General features: G+C 34.1%; 17 protein-coding genes. 16 read left to right on the forward strand and 1 reads right to left on the reverse strand.

The annotated features are described in order from the left end of the window. Window positions 1-9 precede the first annotated feature (9 nt). A complete protein-coding gene (locus THEWI_RS00890) occupies window positions 10-2,583 on the forward strand; it encodes an S-layer homology domain-containing protein (RefSeq protein WP_014062070.1) in 2,574 nt (857 codons plus the stop codon). 22 nt (window positions 2,584-2,605) lie between these two features. Then, window positions 2,606-4,093: an S-layer homology domain-containing protein gene (locus tag THEWI_RS00895; RefSeq protein ID WP_014062071.1), complete on the forward strand. Its 1,488-nt coding sequence runs from the start codon at window positions 2,606-2,608 to the stop codon at window positions 4,091-4,093. Between the two features lie 694 nt (window positions 4,094-4,787). Here THEWI_RS00895 and THEWI_RS00900 read toward each other — a convergent pair. Continuing rightward, window positions 4,788-5,999: an ISNCY family transposase gene (locus THEWI_RS00900; RefSeq protein WP_052877843.1), complete on the reverse strand. Its 1,212-nt coding sequence runs from the start codon at window positions 5,997-5,999 to the stop codon at window positions 4,788-4,790. A 182-nt stretch (window positions 6,000-6,181) separates the two neighbouring features. Between THEWI_RS00900 and spoIID the strand changes: the two genes are divergently transcribed. The 14 genes from spoIID (at window position 6,182) to THEWI_RS00965 (ending at window position 16,843) form a co-directional block, all read left to right on the forward strand. Then, window positions 6,182-7,234, forward strand: coding sequence for a stage II sporulation protein D (gene spoIID / locus THEWI_RS00905; RefSeq protein ID WP_014062072.1), 1,053 nt, complete (start codon window positions 6,182-6,184; stop codon window positions 7,232-7,234). A 67-nt stretch (window positions 7,235-7,301) separates the two neighbouring features. Further along, window positions 7,302-8,138, forward strand: coding sequence for a M23 family metallopeptidase (locus THEWI_RS00910; protein WP_012269759.1), 837 nt, complete (start codon window positions 7,302-7,304; stop codon window positions 8,136-8,138). 130 nt (window positions 8,139-8,268) lie between these two features. Next, entirely contained in the window at window positions 8,269-8,529 is a 261-nt protein-coding gene (spoIIID, locus tag THEWI_RS00915; RefSeq protein ID WP_003868976.1) for a sporulation transcriptional regulator SpoIIID, read from the forward strand. Between the two features lie 131 nt (window positions 8,530-8,660). Then, a complete protein-coding gene (mreB, locus tag THEWI_RS00920) occupies window positions 8,661-9,692 on the forward strand; it encodes a rod shape-determining protein (protein ID WP_003868977.1) in 1,032 nt (343 codons plus the stop codon). A 12-nt stretch (window positions 9,693-9,704) separates the two neighbouring features. After that, entirely contained in the window at window positions 9,705-10,460 is a 756-nt protein-coding gene (flgF, locus tag THEWI_RS00925; RefSeq protein ID WP_006569925.1) for a flagellar basal-body rod protein FlgF, read from the forward strand. Window positions 10,461-10,474: 14 nt separating this feature from the next. After that, window positions 10,475-11,275: a flagellar basal-body rod protein FlgG gene (gene flgG, locus THEWI_RS00930; RefSeq protein WP_014062073.1), complete on the forward strand. Its 801-nt coding sequence runs from the start codon at window positions 10,475-10,477 to the stop codon at window positions 11,273-11,275. A gap of 23 nt (window positions 11,276-11,298) precedes the next feature. After that, window positions 11,299-11,634: a rod-binding protein gene (locus THEWI_RS00935; protein ID WP_014062074.1), complete on the forward strand. Its 336-nt coding sequence runs from the start codon at window positions 11,299-11,301 to the stop codon at window positions 11,632-11,634. Window positions 11,635-11,739: 105 nt separating this feature from the next. Then, window positions 11,740-12,168: a 3-hydroxyacyl-ACP dehydratase FabZ gene (gene fabZ / locus THEWI_RS00940; RefSeq protein WP_004399949.1), complete on the forward strand. Its 429-nt coding sequence runs from the start codon at window positions 11,740-11,742 to the stop codon at window positions 12,166-12,168. Between the two features lie 12 nt (window positions 12,169-12,180). After that, window positions 12,181-13,746: a murein biosynthesis integral membrane protein MurJ gene (murJ, locus tag THEWI_RS00945; RefSeq protein WP_014062075.1), complete on the forward strand. Its 1,566-nt coding sequence runs from the start codon at window positions 12,181-12,183 to the stop codon at window positions 13,744-13,746. 21 nt (window positions 13,747-13,767) lie between these two features. Beyond that, the gene (locus THEWI_RS00950; RefSeq protein ID WP_014062076.1) at window positions 13,768-14,886 is read left to right on the forward strand and encodes a DUF362 domain-containing protein; all 1,119 of its coding nucleotides are present in this window, start codon (window positions 13,768-13,770) and stop codon (window positions 14,884-14,886) included. A 103-nt stretch (window positions 14,887-14,989) separates the two neighbouring features. Beyond that, window positions 14,990-15,151, forward strand: coding sequence for a hypothetical protein (locus tag THEWI_RS14330; protein ID WP_003868986.1), 162 nt, complete (start codon window positions 14,990-14,992; stop codon window positions 15,149-15,151). A gap of 25 nt (window positions 15,152-15,176) precedes the next feature. Next, entirely contained in the window at window positions 15,177-15,989 is an 813-nt protein-coding gene (pgeF, locus tag THEWI_RS00955) for a peptidoglycan editing factor PgeF (protein WP_014062077.1), read from the forward strand. Between the two features lie 150 nt (window positions 15,990-16,139). Continuing rightward, window positions 16,140-16,373 (forward strand): type II toxin-antitoxin system Phd/YefM family antitoxin, encoded by a 234-nt coding sequence (locus THEWI_RS00960; protein ID WP_003867285.1) that lies wholly within the window; start codon window positions 16,140-16,142, stop codon window positions 16,371-16,373. Between the two features lie 53 nt (window positions 16,374-16,426). Beyond that, complete coding sequence (locus THEWI_RS00965; protein WP_006569931.1) at window positions 16,427-16,843, forward strand: type II toxin-antitoxin system VapC family toxin; 417 nt, start codon at window positions 16,427-16,429, stop codon at window positions 16,841-16,843. Window positions 16,844-16,945 lie beyond the last annotated feature (102 nt).

Raw genomic sequence — 16,945 nt, forward strand, 5'->3', positions numbered from 1 at the left:
GTGAGAAGGTTGGAAAAGATATTTACAATTTTACTTACAATAATTCTATTTGTTTTAAGTAGTGTTTATACTTATGCTTCGGACAATCCTGTATATTACGGTACGGACAACGTGCAAAGCATCTATTACAATATGTCCTTCAAAGATATAAAAGATAGTTTTGCTAAAAATGACATAATGAAAATGACTGCTCTTTCAGTTATTAGAGGTGGAGGAAGTCAAAAATTTTATCCTAAAAGCTATTTAAAAAGAGAAGAGGCAATAGCATATATTGTAAGACTAATGGGACTGGAAGAACAAGTACAAAAAACACCTATATCCTCCTCTACTGCAGTAGGGGGGAGTAACCCTCCTACTGCTAATTCTAATCAGACTGGGCAAAATAATGCTTCTTCTCAATCAGGTCCCAAAGTAGATTCGTGGGCACAAGGAATAATTGATGTGGCAGCGAAAAATAATCTTTTGAGGAAAGAGGATATGGCTTTGGATTTTACAGCAAATGCAACAAGAGAGGAAGTTGCTTATTGGATAGCAAAAGGATTGAATCTTGCGCCGATTTACGGAAAAGATTTACAAAAAGTTTATGCTTTTTCGGATGCTAAAAGTTTTAATACTGATTATATGCCATATATTGAAGCAGTTTTAAAAAGTGGAATAATGACAGGTTACAATGATAGTAAATTTGGACCTAAAGACAACATAACCAGAGAGCAGATGGCGTCAGTTTTGAGTAGAGCTTTTAACTTAGGGTATAATTTAATGGGCTATTCAATAATAAATGCTACAGTGCAGGATATACTTTACGAAGAGGTTGCTAGGAAAAATAGTATAAAGAAAACTTTTGTTCTTCTCAATAATAAAGGGCAAAATGAGTATATTGTGGTTCAACGAACATATTCTTCAGAAGGAATAGTTCATAATTCAGATTTTTTGACTATTAGCAATGGAGTTCCTTCTTTTTCTGATTCTATTGAAAAAGGGGATAATGTGAATTTTTATATAAGCGGTCAAAATGTGATATTTGCTGAAAAAAAACCTGTATTTCACAGTACTTTGTACGGAGAGATAAAAGACATATCAGCTTCTAACATAACACTTACATCTGAATCAGGAGTTGAATATGTATTTTCTTATAACCCTAATACAAAAATCTATATAAATGATTATCCTGCTTCTATAAAAGATTTACGATATGGTCAAACTGTCACAGTATACCTTAATGGTAACACGGCTTATGCAATAAATGTTGATTATGAAGATTTGGGAAGTGGGAAAATCGATACAGGCTCAAGACAAGTAACAGGAAGCATAATGGCTATAGATAAACAAGATAATGGCATAAATATTAAATTAGACAATGGACAATTTTATTCTATTGCTTATGATGTGCCTATCATAAAAGAGGGAAATACTGTGTCTTTGTCTTCAATAAGAGAGGGAGACTATGTAAATTTGTATTTTGATGACCCTTATACAAATGCACCCATCAAGGTATTAGTAGAAAATGAATATCACAAAGTCTACTATATCATAAGAGGAAATCTCGGAAGTTTATTGGCTTCCAACAATTCTATTTCAATAAACAATGTGGAAAAGTATTATCAAGGTACATGGCAAAGTGCAAATAATTTTGCTTATTATCCTTTAGATGAAGCTAAAATATATTACAATGGCTTTGAGTGCAGCAAAGAAGACCTTAAAAATTACAAAGGAAATCAAATATATGCTACAGTTGAGAAGCACTTTGGAACAGATTCGATTACGTTTATAAACATAACCCCAACTTTTACAATGAGTTACAGTGGCATTGCAAGTTTTGATACTCAATCGATGATTCTTACATTAAATGATGGCAGAAAAGTAACTGTAAACGACGGCACAATTATTTTAAAAGATGGAATGAAGATACCCTATACTTCACTTATAGGAAATAAACAAGTATATGTATCTTTTTCCCAGACGGATAGAAGCTTATATGCTAATTTCATCTCAGTAATTGATAGTGTATATCCAGAGTATTACTATGCGAAAGGTTTTATAACCAGTGCAACATCAAATTCTATCACTATTGGTAACTTATATACAAGTTGGTGGTATCAAGCATATGGGTATTATGCTATACAAAACAATCAATGGAATATTGTAGGAGGCACAAAAACTTTCTATGTGGGAGATAAAACTTATATAGTTGATAATAGAGATAAAGATTCAAAAGTTATTCCCTACACAGAACTTTTGGATGTAAAATATGGAAAATCTAAATACACCTCTGCCCATGTGTATGTGGTATCACAAGGAGACAATGCTATTGCAATAAACATTATGAATTCAACGGGGCAAGAAAGAGTGTCTACTGCTGATGTTGTATCTATTGATGGTACCAATTTAACTCTAAATAATGTAAATGATTGGAATGAATTAAATGGGGCTTGGAATCTGAATACCTCTCTTGATACAGTAGATGTATCAAAAACGGTAATAATTAAAAATGGACAGGCAGTCAATATAAGTTCTATAAATCCGGGAGATTCACTCTATATTATAAGAAATGGCTCATCTGCTGTTATTGTAACGGTGAAGTAAGAAAAACATTGGGGGAATTGCAATGAAAAAAATTATAGGGTTAGTTATAATATTCACCCTTTTGATTCCTTTTCCTGTTCAGGTTTTTGCCAATGATGCAGGTTTTGAAGGTGGTATTGCCAATGAGCAAGAATACAAAGAAGTTGTATTTATAACGGGACAACCTATTATATTTAGTGGTGTTCTTAAAATTAATCAATCTGTAAGAGGTGATACTACTACAACAACATATAGGTATGACCTTGCTTCCGATTCAGGAGACAAACTCACACGTTCTCTTACTTTTGTTACCCAAGAAACAAAAAAACCTGAATACAACCAAGTGATTAGTCAGACTACTCTTAAGACATATACTGAAAACATAAAAATAGGGGGAAATACTTACACTTTAGACAGAAATAATGGATATATATACTCAGGCTCTGAAGTAAAAAGCATAAACCCTGGTGTAACCTACTATGCTGGTAACTATTCAGGCGTAAAATTATACAGGGTCAATGGCAATAAAGGGACTGTAAAAGTGACTATAGATGACAAAACAGTAGGATTTATTCATAAATACGGAAGTGCTGATACACATCAAATAAATTATTTAATCGAAAGCACAATGGGGTCAAATGGAGAAGTAAAAAAATGGGTTGGAGAGGCTCATGTAAATGTATCTTTTACTGATAAATCCAGTATTGAATATGTGGAAAATGACCCTCAATATATAAGTTTTAGGGGTGGATATCTTTTAAGGCGAAATAGCGGTGACATGATGAATTACTCTTATAATCTCCCAAAACTAGATGATAACGGCAACGAAATAGGAAGAAACATAGGAAATGGAAGTTTGAAACTTGATGGTGTGTCATTCGAAGATAGATTGGTGGTCCCACAGGCTAAAGACATAAATGGAACATGGGGAAAAGAGGATATTAAAAAATTGATGAGCATGGAAGTATTTCCTAATGACTCAGAATACTTTGGTCCTAAACTTCCCATATTGCGCTCAGACTTTACCGTTGCAGTTGCAAAAGCAATTGGATTAAAACCGTATGAACCGCCCAAGAGTACGCTTTATTCAGCAAGAAACAAAAGCGCTATAGAAATTTCACCTTTTATTGATATATCTACTACTGATCCGAATTATGGATATATAAAAGCAGCCAGTGATGCAGGGCTTATCTCAGGTACTGCTCCAAATCAGTTCAGTCCTTCAAGGTCTCTTACTCGTGCTCAAGCGGCAGTGATATTTATAAGAGCTTTGGGGCTTGAGAACCTCGCTCCTTCAGGAAATTTTGATACCGGTTTTTTAGATGACTACGCTATACCATTGTGGGCAAAAAGGAGTATTTACGTGGCGCGGGAGATAGGACTTATATCAGGCGATGAATATGGAAGGTTTAACCCTGATGGCTATGTTACGCGAGAAGAAGCTGCTTCAATGATTTCGAGGATGATAAATTTTATGATGAACGACCTTACTTTTGATTATGTAATGAGGATATTAAATTATCATAATTAAGACAAGGGAGAAGTCTATTGTTCAGACTGTAGACAAACTATTTTGTAAGATTGGCATTTTGTAAAGTAATGCAACTCGCGACAAAGCAGCCCGGCACTCAAGTAAGAAAGTTTATAAAGCAAAAATAGAAAAACAATCATACTTACTTGAGTGCCGGGAAACTTAGCAAGTGTGATGACGGAGGCGGGGCTGGAGCCACGGATGGCGGAAGCTGCCACCTGAGACAAGGATGTCGAATGTGGTCGGAACCCCGCCGGAGTCTGAGAGCGAGCGCTAGTTTAGCCTGCTTTGTCGCTGGAGCAAACTTGCAAAATGCCAATCAAAATTATACTTTGTCAACAAGCTCTACAAGGGAGAAATCCCTTGTTTTTTTGTAGACAGAGATTTTTTAGTTTGTAGGGGTGATAAGAGGCTTAATTAGTTACCATTGAAAAATGCAATTTTAGATTTTTATTCTTATTTAGTGAGCCTTAACAATCTAATTTCTCCTAATCTATTTCCTAATACTTCCCATTTTTCAGCAGGTTTGCACCATAAGTCTCGCTAACTTGCTGATATTATGGGCAAAAATGGACAGATTGACCCATATGCCTGTATTTTTACCGTGAAACAGGCATATATCAAAACCATATTTTCTTTTTAGTAAACCAATGGTAGCTTCTTCGCCGGAACGCCATCGTATTAGTCTTTTAAACTAGTGTTGTCGTTCAAATTTTATTCTCTTTTCACTTTTTTTGCCTGGCTTGGGTATCGCTACATGCTCTACTTTAAGTTCCCTTATCTCTTTTTCATTCGTACTCGAATAAAAACCTCTGTCTCCAGTAACTTCTTTTGGAACCTTATTTAAAACTTTTATAGCTTTCTTTACCGTTGGTACGGCTAGTGTTTTGTCAGCAGGATTACCTTCTTCCACAATGCTACAAATTATTAATCCTTCTTCTGATTCGGCCAGTGCTACTTTTCTGCCAAATTCTATATCCGCTTTTGCCTTCCCTCTTTTTATTGGCCTTGCACCTTGGTCAAATATGCTTACTACCCTGTTAGAAATTGAAATAGTTCCTTTTAATACTTCACTGGTCTGGCTTATAACTTTATCTACTATGGAAATAGTATTTTCTAATTTTTGAATAAGGAAATCTCTTGATCTGTTAGTATTTTGTGTATTCTTTATTTCTTCCTTTGCTATTTCCGAAACCTTCTTAGCTGAGCATAATACATCCTTCGCTATTTCTACCAGCTCTTTTACTGTTTGATGTACTTTTTCTTTTGCTTCATTCGTCCTGTTCTTTGTAAATTTCACTATGTTTAGTATTCTTTTTTTAATTGACCTTGTTCTGTCACGAAATTCTGCCTTTGCTGCAATACCTGTATCTTTTACCTTTTTAACCAGCCTAGTTAGCACTCTGACTCCATCTGAAAGAAGTCCTGCATCAGTAGGATAATGAATATTGGATTTTATAACTGTGGTATCTATCCTTATCTTCCTAGCTTTTATCAGTTTTTTCTCTATCGCTTTCTGAACAATGAGAGAGTTTAATTCCTCTAAAGTATCTTTCCCAAATCTTTTTGTAAGCTTTGCCAAAGTAGTATAGTCAGGTACTTCGCCACAAATAGGTATATGACAGAATATCCTCCAAGTAATACTGTCACCTACTTCTTTGCATAATGTCTCATATCCAAGATTGTATCTGAATTTGAGGTACATCATTCGAATGTATGTATCAACTGGAGTACTATGTCTTCCACATTTGGAATTGAACTTTTCTATAAAAGGTGCAAAAAGAGACTCATCTTTTAATAGTTCATCAACAATTGCTAGTTCACCTTGTAATTTTAAATATGATTCTGGGAGCAATTGGTCAAATACACTCAATTGTTTGAAATCCTTGTTCTCTATTATCACCATCTTCTATTCCTCCCTTTACAACTCAACTCTATTATACTACAAATGATTAAATCCAAGAGAGGAATAGTCTAGATTTTTTGCGGAGTTAAGACCCCCATTTTTCAATGAAAACTAATTAGATAGAATAAATATATACATAAGGACATATATTTTATTTAGTAGTTCACAATCGGAGGGGAAAAATGAAATATGCCATTTATGGAATTTCTTTAATATTTTTTAGTTTAATAATTTTACCTTCTGTAATAGTTTTTGGTTTTAATCCTCACAAAACTTCCTCAACGCCTACGAGTGAGGTCAAGCTTATTGATGGAGGGAAGCTAGTAAAATTAGACAATTTAGATAATACAGATTTGTACCATACCGTGAATGTCTTTATAACAAATCAAAACAAAATCCAGAAAATGGATTTAGAGGAATACGTAAAAGGAGTAGTTGCTGCAGAAATGCCTGCAGAATTTGAAATGGAAGCTTTAAAGGCACAAGCTGTTGCAGCGAGGACTTATGTGCTCTCGAAAGAAATAGCTTTGGGAGGAAAAGGCTGTGATTTACATCCGGGGGCTGATGTGTGCACTGATTCGGAACATTGCCAAGCATGGCAATCTGAGGGGGAGCTGAAGGAAAAATGGGGAGAAAATTTTGATAAATACTATGCAAAAATATCTCAAGCAGTAGAAGATACAAAAGGGCTTGTATTAGTTTACGATGATGCTTTAATTGTGCCAGCTTATCATGCTATAAGTGGAGGAAAAACAGAGAATTCTGAGGACGTATGGCAGAGCAAAATTCCCTATTTAAGAAGTGTGGTTTCTCCTGGAGAAGAGGCAGCATCAAAATATAAAACTACTGTTATAGTGTCAAAAGAAGAATTTATAAATAAATTAAAGCAAAAAGAGCCTTCTTTGAAATTGGATAATAGCAATATTTTAAATCAAATAAAAGATGTAGAAAGAACACAAGTTGGGCACGTTAAAACTTTAAAAATAGGGAATATAACTTTTAATGGTAAAGATATAAAAGAAATTTTTAATTTAAATTCTACAAATTTTAGCTTTGAGGCACAAGGAAATAACATTGTAATAACCGTCATAGGTTATGGTCACGGAGTGGGAATGAGTCAATATGGAGCAAATGCAATGGCGAAACAAGGGAAAAAGTTTGACGAAATATTGAAATATTATTATACAGGGATAGAAATAGTAAAAATTGAAGATTTATTGAAAATACAGCACTGATAAAGTGCTGTATTTTTTGTATAAATAATTAAGTTAATGGTTAAAATACCATTTGGAGGTGAAAAATGTGAGAATAAACAGGGAAAATTTGATAAGATTTTTCGATAGAAAGGGTTTTTACATAGTATTATTTTTATCCGTAGTAGTGATAGCCGCTACATCAGTTTATGTTACTAATAATAATTTAAAAAAATTAGAAGAACTCAGAAAAGCACAGCAAGAAGAAATTAATTCAGCTATTGAAAGTGATTGGGGTTATGAAGAAGAACTAGCGCAAGCTCAGGAAGAAAAAGAACAGCAAAATAATTCTACAGCTGTTATCAGCCAACAACAAGAAAATAACGTATCTGACAAAAAAGAAAATCCTCAACCGGTAACAAAAAATAGTGACGAGGTTAAAAGTTCAGGGAAAAATGATAGTTTAACAAACAGCAAAGTAGCAACTGTTATGGCAAGTACTACATCCACAATAAAAAAAGATAGTAATTTATCTTCTACGATGTTAGTTTTATTGAAGCCTGTAAATGGAGACATAATATTAGAATTTGCTAAAGATAAGCTTGTATTTTCAAAAACCCTTCAAGAATGGACAACTCATAAAGGTGTAGATATTGGATCAAACTTAGGAGAACCTGTATTGTCAGCTATGGATGGAATTGTGACAAAGGTATATAAAGATCCAAAATTAGGGAATACTGTTGTTATAAAAAATGGAAAATGGGAAACACGGTATGCAAATTTAGACGATGAGATTTTAGCAAAGGAACAAGAAAAAATAGTAAGAGGACAGCAAATAGGGAAAATAGGAGAATCAGCAAAGTTTGAAGTTGGGGAAGGACCCCACTTACATTTTGAACTTTTAGAAAATGGAATACCTGTTGATCCAATAGCATATTTTAAATAAGAACACCTGCTTAAAAAGACTTGGATACTTCCCGTATTCAAGTCTTTTTTGTTTTTATAAATATTCTAATGGCTTTGTTTTGGCATATACATATTAATGAGATTTGAAAAATTTAAAGGGGGTTTTGGGTTTGAAAGATTACATAGAAGAGAGAACACTAGAAATATCAAAATATATAGTAGAACACAAAGCAACTGTAAGAGAAGCTGCGAAGGTTTTTGGAGTTAGCAAAAGCACAGTTCACAAAGATGTGACAGAAAGGCTTCCAGATATAAACTTTGAATTATATAAAGAAGTGAGAGAGATTCTAAGCAAAAATAAAGCGGAAAGGCATATAAGAGGAGGAAAAGCAACTAAAATAAAATATCAAAAAACGAACAATAAATTTTAAGAAAATAAAAGAGGATTTTGTAAATTTGTAGCGAATTAATAAATTGATAATAAATTAAACATTTCGGCATCAATGTCGATAATTTAAGTGGATGCCATTTTTGTCGAAATACATAAGAAAGGTGTGTTTGGATGTTTGCGATCTCTAAGGATATCGGAATTGACCTTGGCACGGCATCTGTCCTGGTCTACATCAAAGGGGAAGGAATTGTTTTAAAAGAACCATCAGTTGTAGCAATTGATAGAAATACTAATAAAATTCTTGCAGTTGGCGAAGAAGCACAAAGAATGGTAGGCAGGACGCCAGGGAATATATTAGCCATGAAGCCTATGAGGGCGGGAGTAATTTCTGACTACGACGTTACAGAGAAAATGCTTAGGTATTTTATAAACAAAGCCTGCGGGGGAAGGTTTTTATTAAGACCCAAAATAATGATTTGTATTCCAAGTGGCGTAACACAGGTAGAAAAAAGAGCTGTCATTGATGCAGCATTACAAGCAGGAGCGCGAAAAGCTTATCTAATCGAAGAACCTATTGCGGCAGCCATAGGAGCAGGATTAGATATATCACAGCCTAGTGGAAATATGATTGTAGATATTGGGGGAGGCACCACTGACATAGCCGTAATTTCTTTGGGGAGTTCAGTGGTGTCTAAAAATATTAAAGTAGCGGGGGACAATTTTGATGAGGCAATTATAAGGCATATGAGAAAAAAACATCATATAATAATAGGAGAAAGAATGGCAGAAGAAATAAAGATAAATATAGGTACTGCCTACTTTGACGGTAAAGAAGAGAAAATGCTAGTAAAAGGGAGAAGTTTAATGTCAGGTTTGCCTCAGAATGTAGAAGTGACTTCCAGTGAAATATGTGAAGCATTAAAAGAGCCTCTTGAAGAAATTGTTGAAGCTGTCCACAGTGTATTAGAAAGAACACCTCCTGAATTAGCGGCGGACATAAGTGACAAAGGGATAGTACTCACGGGTGGCGGAGCATTGCTAAAAGGAATGGACAGGCTTTTAAGGGAAAGGATGAATACACCTGTATATCTTGCAAATGACCCTATAAGTTGTGTGGCTTTAGGTGCAGGGAAAGCATTGGATTCTCTTGAATTATTAGAAAAATCAGAAACTGTAATAGACGTATACAAAATCAATAAGTAAGAAGGTGATTTTATGTTAAGAGGGCTTTACACTGCCTCTTCGGGGATGATTACCCAAACTAAGATAATGGATGTTTTGGCGAATAATCTTGCAAATGTTAATACAGTAGGATATAAAAGAGATGTGGTAGTTACTTCCTCTTTCCCAAATTTTGAAGTAACAAGACATGGTGGCGATAACACACCGCCTAACGGGAAAATTGGAAGAATGGATTACGGCGTGTTAGTTGACACTTTTCATACAAATTTTGAAGAAGGTGCTTTTTCTCAAACAAATGGTAAGTTAGACTTTGCGATAGATGGCAATGGGTTTTTTGTGGTAAATACCCCTAATGGTCAAAGGTATACAAGGGATGGCTCTTTTACTTTATCCAAAGATGGGTATTTAGTCACACAAGAGGGATATATTGTAGAAGGGGAAAATGGGCCTATACAGTTGTCACAAGGAGACATTTCTGTTGATGAGATGGGCAATATTATAAACAATGGTCAATTGGTGGACAGGCTTAGAATTGTGGATTTTGATAATTATGATGGTTTAAGAAAAGAGGGCAATAATTTATTTTTTATAGATAACAGTGCCAATGTACAAGTTATTCCTGCAACAGGGAAAATAAAGCAAGGTTTTTTAGAACAGTCAAATGTGAATTCCGTTAAAGAAATGGTAAATATGATAAGCGTGATGAGAAATTATGAATCAAATCAGAAGGTTGTAATTGCTTTTGATGAGACTCTTGGAAAAGCTGTCAACGAAGTTGGAAAAGTATAAGGAGGATGAAAATTATGATGAGGGCATTGTGGTCTGTAGCAACTGGCATGACTGCTCAGCAACTTAACGTAGATGTTATCGCGAATAATCTTGCGAATGTAAATACTACTGCTTTTAAAAGAGATAGGGCCGAATTTAAAGATTTAATATATCAAACTTTACAAAGAGAAAACGTATATGGTGGACAAGGTAAACCTGTCAATATGCAAGTAGGGGTAGGCGTGAGACCTTCAGCAATTGTAAAAGATTTTACGGAAGGAAGCCTCCAGCAGACAGAGAATCCTTTGGATTTGGCATTGGATGGAGAAGGCTTTTTTGCTGTGTTAGGACCAGATGACAAAGTTTATTACACGAGGGATGGAAGTTTTAAATTAAGTGCTGACGGTAACACTTTAATGCTTGTAACTGCTGACGGCTATCCTGTATTAGATGACAGCGGTAATCCCATAGTTTTTGACAGCACTGAAAAAGATATATCAGTATCGCCAATGGGTGTAATAAGCGTAAAAAATCCTGATGGAACTACTCAAGAAGTAGCTACTTTAGGAATCTATAATTTTGTCAATCCTCAGGGACTTTTAAGTGTGGGTAGTAATCTCTATGAGCCAACAGAAGCCTCAGGGCAGCCTGGTACAAGAGATGACTTTCAAGGAAGAATGGGCAAAGTCATGCAAGGATTTTTAGAAACCTCAAATGTCCAAGTTGTAAAGGAAATGGTGGACATGATTGCCGCACAAAGAGCTTATGAAATAAATTCAAAAGCTATACAAGCAGCTGATGAAATGCTGGGAATTGCAAATAATCTGAGAAGATAATTTATTGAAAGGGATGACCTTGCATGGAAATAAATCCTATAAATAACAGTGACATAAATAAATTTCAAATTGATTTGCAAAAAGATGGAAGTGATTTTGAACGAATAATACAACAGGCGATAAAATACAAAGACAGTAAAAAGCTTAAAGAAGCATGTCAGCAATTAGAGGCAACTTTTATAGGGCTTATGTTAAATGAGATGATAAAGACAATTCCAGAAGACCCATTGACGGGAGATAGCCTAGCAAATGATATTTTTACTTCTATGTTATATGATAAATATGCTGAAATGTTGGCTCAAAATGGATCTTTTGGACTGGCTGACCAAATATATAATCAACTTTCTAAGAAAGTGTGAAAGGGCGCTTGCCCTTTTTATTTTTCATTTTTTTGTGATATAATCAATGATAAGCCACGGTTTTGGCATATCTTCAAATTCCGCTAAAAAGAGGTGAAGAATAGAGTGGAAAATAAAGACATAAGAAAAATTCTTCCTCATAGATATCCTTTTTTATTAGTGGATAGAATAATAGAAATTGAAGAAGGTAAAAAAGCTGTTGGAATAAAAAATGTGACCGCTAATGAACCTTTTTTTCAAGGGCATTTTCCAGACAATCCTATAATGCCAGGAGTTCTTATTGTTGAGGCATTGGCACAAGTAGCCGGGATTGCTGTTATGAATATAGAAGAGTTTAAAGGTAAATTAGGGCTTTTTACAGGTATTGATAAATGTCGCTTCAAAAAAGTGGTAAGGCCTGGTGACCAACTTGTTTTAGAAGTTTTAATAGATTCTATAAAGATGGGGCTTGTAAAAGCTAAAGGTGTTGCAAAAGTTGGAGATGAAGTTGTAGCTACTGCAGAGCTTATGTTTATAATGACTGAAGAAAATTAAGGAGTTGTATGTATGTCGACGGCTAAAAAAACTGTAAAAGCGGCTAGCGTCATAATGATAATAACTCTACTGAGTAAAGTATTTGGATTTTTGAGAGATATGGCTTTAGCTTCCCAATTTGGTACATCTGTTTCCATGGATGCATATAATATGGCGATTGTCATACCTATGATACTTTTTGCAGCAGTAACTGCTTCAATAGCTACTACTGTTGTGCCAATATTTACCGAATATTTACAAAAAGAGGGGAAACAAAAGGCTTTTGATTTTATAAATAACCTTTTAGGTGTGGTATTAATTGCGACAGTAGTTTTAACTTTCTTGGGTTTTATATTTGCACCTTATCTTGTAAAATTTGTAGCGCCAGCTTTTACAGGGGAAAAATTTGAGTTGACAGTAAAACTTACGACTATATTATTACCTACAATGGTGTTAATAGCTGCATCTAATATTTTCACTGGTGCTCTTCAGGCGATGGAACATTTTACTGTTCCTGCTATGATAGGTATACCTTACAATATTATCGTAATAACAGTAGCAATTTTATATGGGAGCAAATTTGGGATTACGATAGTAGCTTATTCTATAATTATTGCTACTTTCATACAAGCATTAATGCAGTTGCCTGTTTTATACAAATTAGGTTACAAAATCAAGTTAAGAGTGAATTTTAAAGATGAAGGAGTAAAAAGAGTCATTTTATTGGCAATGCCTGTACTTATGGGAACAGGGATACAGACTATAAATGTTTATGTGGATAGAGTGATAGCTTCTTTTTTGCCTGATGGGAGTATTGCAGCATTGAATTATGCCAATAGGCTTAACATGTTTGCATTGGGGATTTTTTCAACAGCAATTGCAACTGTTATATACCCTGTTTTATCGAAACATTCAGTAGCGGACGACAAAGAAGGCTTTCTAAAGAGTTTAAATTTTGCGGTAAGTGGTATTTTATACGTATTAATACCTGTATCAGTTGGTGCAATGGTACTCCGAGTGCCTATAATAAAAGTATTATTCGAAAGAGGAGCTTTTGATGAGAGGTCGACATATCTTACCTCAATTGCCCTTTTTTATTTTGCCATAGGAATGACTGCGTATGGCCTTAGAGATGTCTTAAGTAGAAGTTTTTACTCTATGAAAGATACAAAAACTCCTATGATAAATGGTGCTATGGCTGTATTACTAAATATTGCACTTAATTTAATTTTGGTTAGATATTTAAAATTAGGTGGACTTGCACTTTCTACTTCTATTGCAGCCATATTTGTTACTTTTCTTTTATTTACTTCTTTAAAAAGAAAACTTGGGAAAATAGGCGGGAAATACATGTTTATGAGTTTTATAAAGGCAATGTTTGCAGCAATTGTAATGGGGGTGATAGTGCATTTTATGTATAATAATTTAATTGTTAAGATGCCGTCAGATAAAAGAATTTATGAGGTTATAGTCCTGTTTATAACTATATTAGTGGGGGCTATAATTTACTCTACTATTGTATTGGTTACTGATAAGTCTGCTTTTTCTTATCTCAAAAAAGGCATAAAATTTCTAAATTCTAAACTTGTACGAAATTAATTTTGTAAATGAGGTGGTATTATGAAATCAAAAGTATATTTTTACAATCTGAGGGCAAACAAAGCTAGCAGCAGTTTGCCCTCCAAAGTAGCGAGAATTTTTGATGTAGCGGGTTTTAAAAACATTATTGATAAAAATGATTTGGTAGCTATTAAAATTCACTTTGGAGAAAAGGGAAACAACGCCTACATAAACCCTATATATGTAAGAAAAGTGGTTGACAAAATTAAAAGTTATGGGGGAAAGCCTTTTTTAACAGATACAAATACTCTTTACAAAGGCAGTCGTTCAAATGCAGTTGACCATTTGGTGACAGCGATTGAAAATGGTTTCGCATATGCTGTTGTGAACGCACCAATAATAATTGCTGACGGTATTTTAAGCAAAGATTCTGTAGAAGTGAAAATTGATAAAAAGCATTTTGACACTGTAAAGATTGCTTCAAATATTTTCTTTGCAAACTCAATGATTGTGATGTCACACTTTAAAGGTCATGAATTGGCTGGCTTTGGAGGAGCTATCAAAAACTTAGCTATGGGGTGTGCACCTGCAGCAGGAAAACAACAGCAGCATTCAACAGTGCAGCCTATCGTAGGAAAGGGATGTACTGCATGTCAAATGTGCATCAGGAATTGCCCCGTAAATGCGATATCTTTGGTCAATGGTTCAGCTTATATTGACCCTTCTATATGTATAGGGTGTGGAGAATGCGTGTCTATTTGTCAATATGGTGTCATAAAGCCTCAATGGGGAACTGATATGGATGCTTTTGTAGAGAGAATGACGGAATACGCATATGGCGCTTATTCTACAAAAAAAGGCAAAATTGCGTTTATAAATTTTGTCATGAATGTTACACCACTTTGCGATTGTACGCCTTGGAGTGATGCTCCTATTGTTCCTGATATAGGAATATTAGCTTCCTTTGACCCTGTTGCTATAGATCAGGCAAGCTATGACCTTGTGAATCAGCAATTTGGTCACAAAGGCACAGCTTTAGAAGAAGCAGGATATGGCATGAATCCTGGAGAAGACAAATTTAAAGCTTTGCACCCTGAAACAAAAGGAGAACTACAATTAAAATACGGCGAAGAAATTGGCTTGGGTACAAGAGATTATGAACTTATTGAACTAAAATAGCAGGTTAATCCTGCTATTTTTTTAAAATTTTTAATGATTTTTGACAACGTTTATAGTATTATATTATTAGAGAAATCAACGGGAGATAAAGGAGAGAAATTTAATGGAAAAGTATTTTGTTATAATTTCCATAATTTCGGTGGTAACACTAATATTGCTTTTATTAGTTCTGATAGCTTTTGTTAAATGGACGGATAGAATTTTTGGAATTGAAAATGAGAAAAAAGGGAAAAATGACAAAGATAAAAAAGAAAAAAATAATTAATATGGCATAAAAAGGGGCTGATACTTTGGAAATAGGTTTTAAAAGGAATGAGGTAAAAGGAGTAGTTTTTTACACAATACCTTCTTTTGAAAGGACGGGGCTTGTCAAACACCTTTTTACTACTCGGATTGGCGGTGTAAGTAAAGGCAAATACGCTTCCTTGAATTTAAGCTTAAAAAGATATGACACTAAAGAGGAAGTCTATGAAAATTTTAAAATAATATGTGATATTGGCGGTTTTTCATATGAAGATATGGTTTTTTCAGACCAAGTTCATAGTGATGTTATAAAAAAGGTGACTTACGAAGATAAACGCAAAAACTTTGGTGGAAGTGATATCTCTGGTGTAGATGCCCTTATGACTAATGAAAGAGGCATTCCTCTTGTTACATTTTATGCCGACTGTGTGCCTTTGTTTTTCTTAGACCCTGTCAAAAAAGTTATTGCCCTTGCACACGCAGGATGGAGAGGCACAGTAGCCTACATTGGGCCTAAAATAGTTAATGCCATGAAAGAAGAATACGGCTCAAATCCCAAAGATATACTTGTAGGGATAGGCCCTTCTATATACAAATGCTGCTATGAAGTAGGTGATGATGTTGCGAATAAAATTAAAGATGTTATTGATGAATGGGAAAAAGTTCTTGTGAAAAAGGCGGGGGGCAAATGGATGCTGGATTTACAGCTTACCAACCACATTGAACTTATAAATACTGGCATACCAGATGAAAACATTACAGTAAGCCAAATGTGCACCCATTGCAATAGTGAATTTTATTCCTATAGAAGAGACAAAGGCATGACAGGCAGTATGGCAGCTTTTATGGAACTTAAGTAGTTTTTCTTTTATGATATTTGTTCTAATATATAAGTTAAAGAAATGGTTATTTATGTTTTTTGCATATTGACTATTTCTATATTGGATAATATAATCAAATTGAATAATATGATAATATAGTAAATAAAAATAGTGAAAGAGGTGGTAAGAATGAGAGTAAATGCTACAGAATTCAAAACAAGAGTTGGTAAATATTTAGAATTAGTTGATAAAGAAGAAATTATTATAACGAAAAATGGACGTGAAGTTGCAAAACTTATTCCAGCAAAAAAAGAAGGTACTCCAAATGCAGATTTTTTGTATGGAATTTTATCTGACTATCCTAACAAAAATATATCTGCTGAGCAAATACGGGAAGAAAGAATAAGAAATAAATACAATTAAAGGGGAGGGAAGATTACCCGTTAAATAACAATATGGGTATAATAGGTTAAATGATGAAAGTGTTAATTGATACTAACGTTATTCTTGATGTTTTATTAAAAAGAACTCCCTTTGACGTAGATGCTTATAACATATTAAAATTAGCGGAAGAAAAAAAGATAAATGCTTATTTAGCTGCTTTTTCAATTACGGATATATATTATTTCATAAATAAAAACCTTTCTCACAATGAAAGCATAAAAGCATTAGAAGCTTTGTTAAGTATAGTAGAAGTAGTGAGTATAACAAAACATGATATAAAGAAAGCAATGAATTTTAAGGAGTTTAGAGATTTAGAAGATGCTTTACAAATGCAATGTTTGAAAAAGTTAAAGGGTGATTTGATTATTACAAGAGATGAGGAATTCCAAAAAATAACTAATAAAGCAATATCACCAAAAGATTTTTTATCCAATGAGAGCTTAAATTAAAAACTAATACAAATGCTACCATACTTTTTATGCCATAAGACCTATTAAGGTCTTTTTTATTTTATCTAAAAACTTTTGTTCACAACTTATGCAATTTACTAA

The sequence above is a fragment of the Thermoanaerobacter wiegelii Rt8.B1 genome, assembly GCF_000147695.2.
Classification (GTDB): Bacteria; Bacillota; Thermoanaerobacteria; order Thermoanaerobacterales; family Thermoanaerobacteraceae; genus Thermoanaerobacter; species Thermoanaerobacter ethanolicus.